Origin of the sequence: Sphingopyxis sp. SE2, from assembly GCF_032227185.1 — a bacterium.
In the GTDB taxonomy this organism is placed as follows: Bacteria; Pseudomonadota; Alphaproteobacteria; order Sphingomonadales; family Sphingomonadaceae; genus Sphingopyxis.
Map to the genome: position 1 here is coordinate 3,576,093 of NZ_JAPMXW010000001.1, position 12,444 is coordinate 3,588,536.

The following is a 12,444-nucleotide window of genomic DNA, read 5'->3' on the forward strand; positions in this document are numbered from 1 at the left end:
CGGCCCTTCGACAAGCTCAGGGCGAACGGATTGTTGGTAATGCAAGCCGATCTGAACAACGCACTGAACGCAGCGCAGGCCTATCGTGACGCCGCGCGGAGGGCGCTCGTGGAGCGGCTCGCGCTGCATCCGATCGACCGCGAGCAGCGCGCGGCGCATGGCTTCGCATGGGTCGCGACGACGGTCGCGGCGCTGGAGGCGGTGCTGGCGTGGTGCGAGTCCGGCCAGAACTCGAACCCGCTCGATGCGTTCGATGCGAAGGTCGCGGTGCTCGCGTTCGCCGAGGGGATCGGCCAGCTCGTCGGCGGATTGCCGATGGGGCAGAATGAGATTTTCCGCCCCGCCGATCTTGGCCTAGGTGTCGAGGCGCGCGCGCTCGCGGATAGCTGCGCCGGCCTGCTCGATACCGACCATGCCGCGACCCGTGCCGCCGTCGCCGCCGAACTCGCCGCGGGGCGGTGGCCGAGCGAGACGCTGCACGACGCCGATCTCGACGCGATCCGCGAGCAGTATCGCCGCTTCACCGACGCCGCGATCGTGCCGGGCGCGCATGGCTGGCACCTCGCCAATGCGTTGATCCCCGACGCGACGGTGCAGGCGATGGCCGACCTCGGCACCTTCGGCGTCTGCATTCCCGAGGAATATGGCGGGCTCGGGCTCGGCAAGCTCGTCATGTGCATCGTCACCGAGGAATTGTCGCGCGGCTGGATCGGCGCGGGATCGCTCGGCACACGGTCGGAGATTGCGGGCGAGCTGATCGCGATGGGCGGAACCGAGGCGCAGAAGGCGGATTGGCTGCCCCGGATCGCGAGCGGCGAGGTGTTGCCGACCGCGGTGTTCACCGAACCCGACGTCGGATCGGACCTCGGATCGCTCCAGACCCGCGCGCGGCGCGAGGATAATCAGTGGGTCATAGACGGCGCGAAAAACTGGATCACCCACGCCGCGCGCTCGGACCTGATGACGCTGCTCGCGCGCACGCTTCCGCAAGCGAAGGGCTATGCCGGGTTGTCGATGCTGCTCGTCCCGAAGCCGCGCGGGACCGAAGCCGATCCCTTCCCCGCCAAGGGCATGAGCGGCAGCGAGATCGAGGTGCTCGGCTATCGCGGGATGCGCGAATATGCGTTGCAGTTCGATGCGATGCACGCTCCCGCCGACGCGCTGCTCGGCGGCGCGGAGGGGCAGGGGTTCAAGCAGCTCATGCGCACCTTCGAAGGCGCGCGGATCCAGACCGCGGCGCGCGCTGTCGGGGTGGCGCGGCGCGCGCTCGAACTCGGGCTCGACTATGCGCTCGCCCGCAAGCAGTTCGGCCGGGCGATCATCGATTTCCCGCGGGTGTCGGACAAGCTCGCGATGAGCCTCGTCGATTTCGTGATGGCGCGCGAGCTCAGCTATGCGGCGGCGCGCGCGAAGGACAGCGGCAAGCGCTGCGATATCGAGGCGGGGATGGCGAAGCTTCTCGCCGCGCGCGCCGCTTGGTCGAACGCCGATGCGAGCCTGCAGATCCATGGCGGCAACGGTTATGCCATGGAATATGAAATCAGCCGTGTGCTGTGCGACGCGCGCATCCTCAATATCTTCGAGGGCGCCGCCGAGATTCAGGCGCAGGTGATTGCGCGCGGGCTGATCGAGGGCCGCAACTAGAGCCAGAGCAAAGGCTGGCGAACGGGGAAGTTGCGCACGACCTCGCCGACGACGGGGTCGGGGTTCAGCCGTTGCCAAAGCGCCAGCCAGTCGCTGCGTTCCTGCGCGAGGCCGCCGAAGAGCAGGCTCGGCTGGCGCACGGGGAAGCCGTCCCAATATTCCACGTCGGGCGGCAGCGGCCATTTCGTCTTGTCGGCGATATAGGGCGCCATCCATGCGATCGCGCCGCCGATCGAGCGGCCGTCGGGGGTCTTCCAGCCGATCAGCTCGCCGCCGCCGAGCAGCCACGCCGACGCGGTGAGGACGTCGAGGTTGAAGAGCGAATAGGCGTAGGGCTTGGTGCGCGCGAGTTCGAGCGGCTGGCGGCCGTCGGCGGCGATCTGCGTCGGGATGATGATCGTCTTGAGCCGGGCGCGGGCATCGGCGAGGATGTCGTCGCGGCCGAGCAATGCGGCGAAGCTGGCCGCCTGCAAGAGCCAGCAAGTTCCGTGGTTATTCTTCTCGTCGCGCTCTTCGGTACCGAAGGGCGAGGTGGTGAGCCAATCCAGATAGGATGCGAACCAGCCTTCGACGCCGGCGCGGATCGCGGCATAGCCCGGCGCGTCCTTTCGCGCGAACAGCGCCGCAGCGCGCGCGACCTCGACGATCTGCAGCGTGTCGATCACCCCGATCGCGCGGCCCGTATTGACGCCGATGATCGCCTGCGCGCGGTCGAGATTGGGGTTCATCCGCGTCTTTGGATCGACGAACCATGCGTGGAGGTGGCGCATCGCGGCGTCGGCGAAGCGCGGCTCGCCGGTGAGATCCCATAGCGCCGCGAGCGCGGGAACGGTCCGCCCGAAGGCGATCAGCGCGTCGCGGTGGCCGTCGAACTTGTCGGGGTTCGAGCGGCCGTCGCGGCGGATATAGGCGCCGCCGGGGTTCGCCGGATCGGGCCACCAATAATCACCTTCCGAATAATAATCCTGCGGTCCGGCGGGACTGCGCGGCGCGGGGATCGCGGCGATGGTGCGCGGCTCGGCGGCGAGCAGGGCTTCGGCTTGCGGCAGCAGACGGCGGCGCTCGATCGCGCGAATGTCGAGCGCGCCGGGCTGCGGGCGTGCCCATGCTGCGGACGCGGCGAGCAGCGCGGTGAGTAGCAGGGTGCGGCGTGCGATCATTGGGGGCCCTTCGGGGCGATGCGACGGCGAAGCAACAGATCGCCGTCGACCGCGCGCGGATAGGCGCCCGGACCCCAGGCATCGTCGGCGCGAACGAGCAGCCGGTCCAGCATCGCGGCCGGCCAGCCCTGTTCCTTGTACGGCCAGTCGGACGCGCGGCCGCGATATGCGGCGACATAGTCGGTCGCCCGGCGCAGCGAGCGGCCGCGTTCCTCGGCGCGATAGAGATCGATGCCAAGGCACGCCGCGCTGTCGGCCAGCGTGTAGGCGGCGTCGAGCGCATAGAGCGAATAGTGGAAGCTGCGCGTTCGCGTCAGCTCCTTGGGCAAGGCGCCTGAGGGATCGACTTGCCGTGCGAGGCGCCTTGCAGGAAAGGCCGCCACGATCCGGCGTGCGACATCGGGGCGCCGCGCGAACAGTGCGAAGCGCGCGACCTGCGCGTCGTACCAAAGGCCATGGTTATTGGCGGCCTTGCCTTCCGCCCTGCCGTTCGGACTCGTCAGCATCCAGTCGAGATAGCGCGAAAACCAGCCTTCGAGCGCGGTCATTTCGTCCGCCGTCAGCGCGCCCGACGGCGCGATCAGCCCGGCGGCGTCGATCACCGCGACGAAGCCCGCGCCGTCGAGCACGCCTTCGGCGCGACCGTTCGACACGCCGGGCACGGCTTGCGCGAAGTTCATGTTCGGGTTCATGCGCGTCGCGGGATCGAGGAACCAGACGCGGATGACGCGCGCGGCGCCGTCGGCATATGTTCGCTCGCCACTGTAATAATAAGCGAGGCCGAGCGTGTCGGCGTCGCGCACCATGCGCGCAAGCGCGGCGCGGTCGAAGCGGCCCGATTCGATATCGGGATTGGTGTCGCCGTCGCGGCGGACATAGGCGCCGTTTGGATTGGCGGGGTTCGGCCACCAATAGCGCGCGAGGCTGACATAATCGTGGCGGTCGCCCGATAGGGGGATGCTGCGCTTGTCGGTCACCGACGCGGGTTTCGCCGCCAGCGCCTTGTCGGCGCGGACGATCAGGTCGCGATAGGCGGCGCCGATCGCCGGATCGGTTGGCAGCGCCGCCTTGATCGCTTCGAGATCGGCGGGGCGCAGCGCGAAGGTGCGGCGACCATCGAACGACGCCGAATAGCCTTCGCTCGTCTCACAAGCAGGCGTTGAGGAAAAAGCCGCCGCCGCGGACGGAGTCGCGGCGGCGGCCAGGATAGCCCAAGGGAGTCGGGCTAAAACTGCTGGCTTCACAGGCGGACCCGGAAGCCGAAGAAATATTGCGTACCGCTGCGCGACACCTCGGCGATGCTGTCGTATCCGCCCTTGTACATGATGTCGTTGGTGCCGGTGACGTTGAGCGCCTGCAGCTTGAGCTGGACATTGTCGGTGAGATTATATTGCGCCGACAGATTGATGTAGGTCGCGCCGCGAATCTCGCGATTGGTGCCGCTGTTCGGCTTGTAATAGCCCGAGCGGTAGCGAAGGTTGGCGCGCAGCGAGAGGCCCCATTTTTCGAACCACACCGATCCGCTCGCGGTCCATTTCGACAGGCCGATCAGGTTCGCGGGATCGACATAGTCGGCGATCGGCGAGGTATCGGGATATTCGAAATTGGCGAAGGCGCGGTTGACCGATCCCTGGATGCCGAGCCCGTCGAGCGGGTCGGGAAGCCAGGTGAAGGCGTGGCTCGCGGTCGCCTCGATCCCGTAGAGATGCCGCGTCTCGCTGTCGTTGGTCGGGGCGACCGGTGCGATGGTAACGGTCTCGGTTACCGGCGCGCCGCCGTCGCGGATCGTCGTGATGGTGACGTCGGTCGGGATCGGCTCCTCGGCGCTGATCACCGTGCCCTTCGCCCACTTATAATAGCCCGCGATCGAGAGAAGCGTGTCTTGCGACGCATAGAGCTCGAGGCTCGCATCGAGGTTCCATGCGCGCAGCGGCTTGAGGTTCGGGTTGCCGGTGGTCGCGTCGAAGATGATATTGTCGAGCCCCGTGCCCGCCGAGGGGTTGAGCCGGATGCCCGCGCCGAAGCTTTCAATCCCCGACCGCGCGATCGCGCGATAGGCGGCGAGGCGCAGCTTGACCTCTTGCGACAGGTCGAAGGCGATGTTCGCGCTCGGCAGGAAATAATTATAGCTGCCCGTGGCGCGGTTCGTCAGCAGTTCGCCGTCCGGATCGGGGTCGACGCTATAGCTGTCGCCGGCGGTGTCGATCGTGATCACATAGGGCTGGCGATAGCCGATCGAGGTGATGTCGGTCTTGACCCAGCGTAGCCCGATATTGCCGCTGAACGGCACGCTGCCCGCCTGCGATTCGAAATTGGCGAGGCCGTAGAGCGCATAGATGCGCTCGGTGACGTCGATGTCGCTCGGGTCGCGGCCGTCGGTCGGATAGGGCAGCGCGTCGTCGCCGCCGGTGAAGGTGCGGAACAGGCAGTCGTTATCGAACGTCGCCCAACGCGTGACGTTGGTGCCCATGTCCTGCATGTAGCTGGTGGTGGTAAAGGGCACGCGGCAATTCTGGTTCGCCTGCGCGATCAGCTCCGCCGGGGTCGTGCCGTCGATAGCGGCCAGCGTGTTGAGGTCGTTGTTGCGGGCATTGTCGTTGGTGCGCTGGTGGTCCGAATAGCGGCCGCCGACCTTGACCGAGGTGATGAAGCCGTCGAACTCGCGCTCCACGTCGAGCCGTCCGGCCCAGATCCGGTCGCGGCGGTCGGTGACGAAGCGGTTGCGCGCATAGACCGAATTGGGCGCGGTGGTCAGGAACAGGTCGTGGTCGGTGATGTCGAAATCCTCGAATTCGACGACTGGCACGACATTGTCGTCGACATAGGACAGCGTATAGCCGACGCGGCGGTTCGATCGCATGCGCGTCGCCTTCTGCGTTTCGGTGCGGTGGCTGTCCGAATAGGATCCGTCGAAGCTGACTGTCCAGCGATCGGGGGTCCAGATCAGATTGAGGCCGCCGCCCTTGTAGCTTTCGTTACGCTGGCGCGTTTCGAGCTGGTTCTCGATATTCGAATTGCCGCGATAGCTGATCAGCGCGCCGGGCGAATAGCCGTTGCTGCCGTCGCCGATGACCAGCGGTTCGATCCCGCGCAGCCCTTCGGGGATGCCGAGCACGTTGCGGTCCTCGCGGCTGCGGCGCTTCGAATATTGGCCGTCGATCGCGATCTCGAATTCGGGTGACGGGCGCCACTGGATCGCGCCGATCAGCCCGTCGCGAATCTCCGAGGTTTTCTGGGTGCGGAAGCTGCGCGACGAGGTGGGGAAATAATAATCCCCGATCGTTTCGCCGACCGTCACGCCATTGGCGGTGCGCGGCCCTTCGGCGAAGGTGCAGTTGATGTTGGCGCCGGCGGCTGCCTGCGTCGCGGCATTGCCGGTCAGCTGCCAGGGATTGTCGGCGGAGGTGTTGCAGAGCTGGAAGGTCGAATTGCCGTTGTAATAATCCTCGGGCGCGCTCGTGTCCTGACGCTGGTAACCGATCGACACGCCGATGTCGCCGAGCCCGGTTTCATATTGGTCGGTGTAGGAAATATTGGCGCGGTAGCCAAGCCCGTCGTGCTGATAGACATCGTCGTCCTGCGGCTGGAAGTCGCCGCGCACCTCGAGCTGGATGCGCCGCTTGCCATAATCGAGCGGCTTCATCGAGCGAAGCTCGATCACCCCGCCGACGCCGCCTTCGAGAAAGTCGGCGCGCTGCGTCTTGTAGACGAGGACGCCGTTGACCAGCTCGGACGGGAATTGCTGGAAGGCGACCGAGCGGTCGGGCCCCGCGGTCGACACTTCGCGGCCGTTGAAGGTCGAAAAGCTCAAGGTCGGACCAAGGCCGCGCACCGACAGTTCGTTGGCGTTGCCCTTGAAGCGGTCTGCCGAGACGCCGACGATGCGTTCGAGCGTGTCGCCGACCGAATTGTCGGGGGTCGCGCCGATCTCTTCGCTGACGAGGCCGTCGACGACGACATCGGCGGCGCGCTTGAACTCGATCGAGCTGCGCTGCGTCGCGCGCGTGCCCGTGACGAGGATCTCGTCGCCGCCATCGACCGCTGCCGCCGCCTCGCCTTTGGTTTCGGCGGGCGCTTCCTGGGCCCATACGGGCATCGCGGCGAACAGCGCCGCCGACGCCAGCAAGGCGGCGCGGGTCGGCAGGACCGATGATGGCTTCATTTTCCTCTCCTTTTTATGCCGCCCCTGGATTTGCGGCGCGGACCCGGTTGATACCGGTGTCAATTTAAGTTGTTATACAACTTCCAAATTGTATTACAACTCTAAAAGGAGAAGTCAATCATTCGCGCCGGGAGCCGGTATGAACCGCAACCGCCGAATTTATTGAGGCTTTCCGCGCTTTTTCGCCAAATCGAACATCGCGGTTCCCGCGAGCAGATAGGCGCCGCTGCCGTAGAATTGTGTCTCCTTTGCCGAGACGCTGTCGGGGCGGTCGCCGACCTGCTGGACCCAGCCGAGCATGCCGTCGGGCTGGACCGCGCGGCCGAGCGCCGCCCAGCCGCGCACTGCGGCGGGCTCGTAGGTCGCGCGGTCGAGGAGGCCGTTGTCGACCCCCCATGCGAAGGCATAGGTGAAGAAGGCGGTGCCGCTCGATTCGGGCGGCGTGCCGGGGTTGTTGTCGAGCAGCGAGGCGGGCCAGTATCCGTCGGCCTTTTGCAGCGTCACGAGCCGGGTTGCCATGTCCTTGAACAATTTCTCATAATAGGGGCGCTGCGGGTCCTTCTTGTCCAGCACCTGCAGCACGCGGACGAGCCCGCCCATCACCCAGCCGTTGCCACGGCTCCAGAACAGCTTGCGCCCCTTGGCGTCGCGCATGTCGAAAAAGCGGCTGTCGCGAAAATAGAGCTGTTCCGACGGGTCGAAGAGATAGTCGGTCGTCGCCTTCCACTCTTCGTGCACGAAATCGGCATAGCGCTTGTCGCCGGTCGCTTTGGCGAGGCGGAGCAGCGTCGGCGGCGCCATGAAGAGCGCGTCGCACCAGCACCAGCGATCGGTGCAGGCCGACGTGCCCTTGCCGGGCGCGACGGGGATGAATTCGAGCCCCATCGTCGGCCGGTTGGCGAGGACATGGTCGAAATAGGCGCGCATCGGCGCGATCGCCTTCTTGCCCGCGCCATTTTTCGCCGCCCATAGCCACGCCTGCCCGATCAGCTGATCGTCGGCGTGAAAGGGAAGGTCGCCCAGTTGCCATTTTTCGGCGCGGCCAAGGTCGAGCAGCGGCTTTGCATATCGTCTGTCGCGGTTCGCGAGCTCGGTCAGCGCGACCCAGAAGGTCGCCTGCTGCCAGTCGCGTACCTCTTGTACGCTCTTGCGCGCCGCCGGCATCGTCGCCCAGTTGGTGCGGTTCGCGAGCTGCCAGTCGGCAACGCGGCGCGTGTCGGTGAGGATCGCGGCGGGGTGCGGCATCACCGGCTCGGCGGGCGCCGCCAAGGCCGCGGGCGTCGTCATCAGAATCGAAAACAGGCTCAGCGACATGGCATATCCTCTCCCTCTCAAGCGGGCCCGGCTTTTCGCCTTGACACCGGTGACATACCTCTTTCCTTTTTAATCGAGTGTCAATAATGTTGTCACACAACTAGCGCATATGGCCAGAGGGAATGGAATGCCGAAAATCGTGTCAGCCCGGGTGATATTGACCTCGCCGGGCCGGAATTTCACGACGCTGAAAATCGAATGCGATGACGGCACGACCGGCGTCGGCGATGCGACGCTCAACGGCCGCGAACTGGCCGTCGCGGCCTATCTTTCGGAGCATGTCGTCCCCTGTCTGATCGGGCGCGACGCACATCGGATCGAGGATATCTGGCAATTTCTCTACAAGGGCGCCTATTGGCGCCGCGGGCCGGTGACGATGGCGGCGATCGCGGCGGTCGACATGGCGCTGTGGGACATCAAGGGCAAGATCGCGGGGCTGCCGGTCTATCAATTGCTCGGCGGCGCGGCGCGCGAGGGCTGCATGGTCTATGGCCACGCCAACGGAACGACGATCGAAGATACGATCGAGGCGGCCCTCGATTACCAGCGGCAGGGGTATAAGGCGATTCGCCTGCAGTGCGGCGTGCCCGGGATGGCGTCGACCTATGGTGTCAGCAAGGACCGCTATTTCTACGAGCCTGCCGACAATGACCTGCCGACCGAAAATATCTGGTCGACGGCGAAATATATGCGGATCGTCCCCGAACTCTTCGCCGCGGCGCGCGAGGCGCTCGGTTGGGACGTCCATCTGCTCCACGACATCCATCACCGGCTGACCCCGATCGAGGCGGCGCGGCTCGGCAAGGATCTCGAGCCCTATCGTCCCTTCTGGATCGAGGATGCGACCCCGGCCGAAGATCAGGAGGCGTTCCGCCTGATCCGCCAGCACACGACGACGCCGCTCGCGGTCGGCGAGATTTTCTCGTCGGTGTGGGATTGCAAGCATCTGATCGAGAACCGGCTGATCGACTATATCCGCGCGACGGTGCTCCACGCGGGCGGCATCACGCATATGCGACAGATCGCCTCTCTCGCCGACCTCCACCAGGTCCGCACCGGCTGCCACGGCGCGACCGACCTGTCGCCGGTGACGATGGCGGCGGCGCTGCACCTCGGGCTTTCGATCCCCAATTTCGGTATACAGGAATATATGCGCCACACGGTGGAGACCGACTCGGTTTTTCCGCATGCCTACCGCTTCGCGGAAGGCATGCTGCATCCGGGCGACGCGCCCGGCCTCGGCGTCGAGATCGACGAGGCGCTCGCCGAAACCTTTCCTTATGCTCGCGCCTATCTGCCGGTGAACCGGCTTGAGGACGGAACGATGTGGAGTTGGTGATGCGGTCGAAGATCCTTGCCTTTTCGCACCGGACAAAATCGCCCCAACTTCGAACGCGTAATTCATGGGCACGGACCCTAGCCAGCCTCGCGGCTCGATGATAACGCAGCATCCATGGCGGTAACCAAGGCGGCATCGCTGGCCGACGATCTGGTCCAGCGTTTCGAGGAACAGATCGAAACGGGCGAAATGCCCGTCGGATCGCGTTTCCCGACCGAAAAAGAGATCACCGAGACGTTCGGCGTCAGCCGCACGGTCGTGCGCGAGGCCTATTCGCGGCTCGCGGCGCGCGGCCTGCTGGTCTCGCGGCGCGGATCGGGCGCCTATGTTCCCGACGGCGCGCAATATCGCGCCTTCCAGGTGACTGCCGAAGAAATCGGCGAGATCGACGATGTATTGAGGCTGCTCGAAATGCGCATGGGGTTCGAGGTCGAAATGGCCGACCTTGCCGCCCGGCGCCGGACCGATGCGGACCTTGCGGCGCTGCGGCATACGCTCGACGCGATGGAGGAAAGCCGCGACGTCGATGCGTCGGTCGCCGCCGACGCCGCCTTTCACGCCGCGATCGCAAGCGCGACCGGCAATCCCTATTTCCTGCGCTTCACGCAGTTTCTCGGCGTGCGGCTCGTGCCGTCGCGGCGGCTCTATCTGCAGGGCGACGATCCGGTCCGGCACCAGCGCTACGCGCACACGATCAATCGCGATCATGAGGCGATCGTCGTCGCGATCGAGGCGGGCGATCCCGTCGCCGCGCGCCGCGCCGCGCGCCGGCACATCGAAAAGTCGATCCAGCGCTATCGCGGTTTGAAGGAGAGCCGATAGCGGGGCGAATCGGACGCCGGAGCGGTGGCCGAATATGGAGCGGCAAGGAAATTAGCTAGCTACCGACCTTGATTTCGACTCGTGATGCTCTATTCCAACCCCCGTGCAAGGCGACCCCGACAATTACCTCAGCCTGCTGTCGGCCGCGCAGATCGAGACGCTGCGGCACGTTTACGAGCATAAAAATTCCAAGCAGATTGCCCGTCTGATGAACGTGTCGCCGCACACCGTCGATGAGCGTGTTCGGCGCGTGTTAAAAAAACTTAATGTTTCCAACAGAATCGAAGCGGCGCGGATCCTGGCGGTTAACGGTGTCTTCGATCATGTTACCCCTTATCAGCCTTTGACATATCAATTGATCGACCTAGGCGAGGTTCCTCCAGCCGTCGATGCGGAACCGGGGCGCAGTTCGTTTCGGCGATTTTTCGATATTGGTTCGCCATTTCCTACCGCGTCCCAGCCGGCCAACCGGCATGGGTTGATGGAAAGGATAATCTGGCCAATCCTGATCGCCTTCGCGACGATTTTGGCTTTCTCCGCCCTCTATTCGATCCTTGTCGGACTCGGTCGCGTTCTGACCTGATGTTCGAACGAATGCTGCGGGGGGGAACCGGTAGCATTCTTTTTCAAGGAAAAAGATGATGCTGAATCAACGAGTTTCTGCGGCGAAGAAGATCGCTTCCGAGCTGCATCTGGCCGAAGACGCCATCGACGAAGCGATGATCCGCATCGCGCAGCTCGCCGCGACGCTGCCCGCCGCGCGCCGCGAGACGAATATGTCGGCGATCGTCGGCCAGGAAGCGATGGCGAAGGTCGCACAGGCGCTCGCCGCCGCCGGCGAGGTCCGCCAGCTCTTGACCGACGCGCATCTGGCGCTGACCGTGACGCAGAAGGAAGTCGGCCTCGGCACGCGCATGTTCGGCGCGGGCGTCAAGCCGGCGAGCGCGAAGCTGGTCGACGAGGGCAGCAACGACCGCCAGGGCGCCGACGCGCCGGCGTTCGCGAAGGCCGGTTGATCCGCAAGAAAGGTTGACTGCCACAATGTGGTCCGTGGCGATCTATTATGCCGTTCTGCTCATCACCGTCGCCGTCGCGATCCGACGCGGCGGACCGCTCGAACGCTGGGCAGCCTATACGGCATTGATCGCCTCGGTCCTCACGACGGCCGTGACGCCTTTCCCGACCTGGACCAACATCGAGGTCAATATCTTCATCATCGACGTACTGGTTCTGATGAGCTTCTGGTTCATCGCCATGCGGACGCAGAGTTTCTGGCCTTACTGGATTACCGGATGGCAGCTGATCGCCATATTCGGGCATATCCAGAAACTCATGTTCGCGGAGATATTGGCGCGGCCCTATTCGCTGCTCTCGGTGTATATATCCTATCCGATCCTGTTGCTGATCATCTACGCATCGGGATCCTACAGTCGGCGGAATGACGTTACGGCCTGAAATGTGGCTCCCCAGGGGCATCGTCACATGCAGCCGTTTTCGAACGAAGAAATTGCCGAGCTGAAATCGCGGGTCGACCAGATCCACGAACTGCTCGCGAGCCGCGGCGAGGAATCGCCATCCGCCGCCGCGCGCCCGGCCGAAGCTGTTCGCCGCGACGCGGCGACAAGCGCGGGGCTGCTCGACCAATTGTCGCTCAGCATCCAGATCCGGCGTATCCGCCGCAGCCATTTCGGGACCGCCGAAATGTCGGGGCCTGTCTGGGACATGATGCTCGATCTGATGCTCGCGGGCGCGCACGGCCGTATGCTCAGCGCGAGCGATCTCGCGACCGGGGCGGGGGTTCCGCTGTCGTCGGGGCTGCGCATGATCGCATCGCTCGAGCAGCGCGGACTGGTGCATCGCTCGATCGACGAGCGCGATCGCCGCCGCACGATCGTGCGCCTGAGCGACAGCGGGACCGAGCGCATGGCGAGCTATTTCGAAAAGATCGGCGGCGTCCGCCAGGCTCTTCCCCCGCTGGCGGCCTGATCCCCGGATCGGGTGCG

11 protein-coding genes are annotated in these 12,444 nt (G+C 65.1%); 7 read left to right on the forward strand and 4 right to left on the reverse strand.

Annotated features, from left to right (window positions below; genetic code table 11):
* The first annotated feature begins 39 nt into the window (after positions 1 to 39).
* Entirely contained in the window at positions 40 to 1,644 is a 1,605-nt protein-coding gene (locus tag OVY29_RS17120) for an acyl-CoA dehydrogenase family protein (RefSeq protein ID WP_313911789.1), read from the forward strand.
* On the opposite strand, the gene OVY29_RS17125 is transcribed toward OVY29_RS17120, so the two are convergent.
* From OVY29_RS17125 to OVY29_RS17140, 4 genes are all read right to left on the reverse strand, one after another.
* Positions 1,641 to 2,804: an alginate lyase family protein gene (locus OVY29_RS17125; RefSeq protein WP_313911790.1), complete on the reverse strand. Its 1,164-nt coding sequence runs from the start codon at positions 2,802 to 2,804 to the stop codon at positions 1,641 to 1,643. The genes OVY29_RS17120 and OVY29_RS17125 overlap by 4 nt on opposite strands.
* Complete coding sequence (locus OVY29_RS17130) at positions 2,801 to 4,048, reverse strand: alginate lyase family protein (RefSeq protein WP_052182465.1); 1,248 nt, start codon at positions 4,046 to 4,048, stop codon at positions 2,801 to 2,803. The genes OVY29_RS17125 and OVY29_RS17130 overlap by 4 nt, the downstream gene beginning before the upstream one ends.
* A complete protein-coding gene (locus OVY29_RS17135; RefSeq protein ID WP_313911791.1) occupies positions 4,045 to 6,966 on the reverse strand; it encodes a TonB-dependent receptor in 2,922 nt (973 codons plus the stop codon). Before OVY29_RS17135 ends, OVY29_RS17130 begins: the two co-directional genes overlap by 4 nt.
* Before the next feature lie 159 nt (positions 6,967 to 7,125).
* Positions 7,126 to 8,280 (reverse strand): glycoside hydrolase family 105 protein, encoded by a 1,155-nt coding sequence (locus OVY29_RS17140; RefSeq protein WP_313911792.1) that lies wholly within the window; start codon positions 8,278 to 8,280, stop codon positions 7,126 to 7,128.
* A 127-nt stretch (positions 8,281 to 8,407) separates the two neighbouring features.
* Here OVY29_RS17140 and manD point away from each other — a divergent pair, with 127 nt between their 5' ends.
* From manD to OVY29_RS17170, 6 genes are all read left to right on the forward strand, one after another.
* Entirely contained in the window at positions 8,408 to 9,619 is a 1,212-nt protein-coding gene (manD, locus tag OVY29_RS17145) for a D-mannonate dehydratase ManD (protein WP_313911793.1), read from the forward strand.
* A 114-nt stretch (positions 9,620 to 9,733) separates the two neighbouring features.
* Positions 9,734 to 10,441, forward strand: coding sequence for a FadR/GntR family transcriptional regulator (locus OVY29_RS17150; RefSeq protein WP_037557419.1), 708 nt, complete (start codon positions 9,734 to 9,736; stop codon positions 10,439 to 10,441).
* A 103-nt stretch (positions 10,442 to 10,544) separates the two neighbouring features.
* Positions 10,545 to 11,024, forward strand: coding sequence for a response regulator transcription factor (locus tag OVY29_RS17155; protein WP_037557418.1), 480 nt, complete (start codon positions 10,545 to 10,547; stop codon positions 11,022 to 11,024).
* A gap of 55 nt (positions 11,025 to 11,079) precedes the next feature.
* Positions 11,080 to 11,457, forward strand: coding sequence for a hypothetical protein (locus OVY29_RS17160; protein WP_235211605.1), 378 nt, complete (start codon positions 11,080 to 11,082; stop codon positions 11,455 to 11,457).
* Between the two features lie 25 nt (positions 11,458 to 11,482).
* A complete protein-coding gene (locus OVY29_RS17165) occupies positions 11,483 to 11,896 on the forward strand; it encodes a hypothetical protein (protein ID WP_313911794.1) in 414 nt (137 codons plus the stop codon).
* Between the two features lie 27 nt (positions 11,897 to 11,923).
* Entirely contained in the window at positions 11,924 to 12,427 is a 504-nt protein-coding gene (locus tag OVY29_RS17170; protein ID WP_037557416.1) for a MarR family winged helix-turn-helix transcriptional regulator, read from the forward strand.
* The last annotated feature ends 17 nt before the right edge of the window (positions 12,428 to 12,444 follow it).

What these genes read in the sequence shown, in the direction of transcription:
- OVY29_RS17120 (WP_313911789.1), top strand. Translation starts at nt 40, where the DNA reads ATGCAAGCCGATCTGAACAACGCACTGAACGCAGCGCAGGCCTATCGT.
- OVY29_RS17125 (WP_313911790.1), bottom strand. Translation starts at nt 2,804, where the DNA reads ATGATCGCACGCCGCACCCTGCTACTCACCGCGCTGCTCGCCGCGTCC.
- OVY29_RS17135 (WP_313911791.1), bottom strand. Translation starts at nt 6,966, where the DNA reads ATGAAGCCATCATCGGTCCTGCCGACCCGCGCCGCCTTGCTGGCGTCG.
- OVY29_RS17140 (WP_313911792.1), bottom strand. Translation starts at nt 8,280, where the DNA reads ATGTCGCTGAGCCTGTTTTCGATTCTGATGACGACGCCCGCGGCCTTG.
- manD (WP_313911793.1), top strand. Translation starts at nt 8,408, where the DNA reads ATGCCGAAAATCGTGTCAGCCCGGGTGATATTGACCTCGCCGGGCCGG.
- OVY29_RS17150 (WP_037557419.1), top strand. Translation starts at nt 9,734, where the DNA reads ATGGCGGTAACCAAGGCGGCATCGCTGGCCGACGATCTGGTCCAGCGT.
- OVY29_RS17160 (WP_235211605.1), top strand. Translation starts at nt 11,080, where the DNA reads ATGATGCTGAATCAACGAGTTTCTGCGGCGAAGAAGATCGCTTCCGAG.
- OVY29_RS17165 (WP_313911794.1), top strand. Translation starts at nt 11,483, where the DNA reads ATGTGGTCCGTGGCGATCTATTATGCCGTTCTGCTCATCACCGTCGCC.
- OVY29_RS17170 (WP_037557416.1), top strand. Translation starts at nt 11,924, where the DNA reads ATGCAGCCGTTTTCGAACGAAGAAATTGCCGAGCTGAAATCGCGGGTC.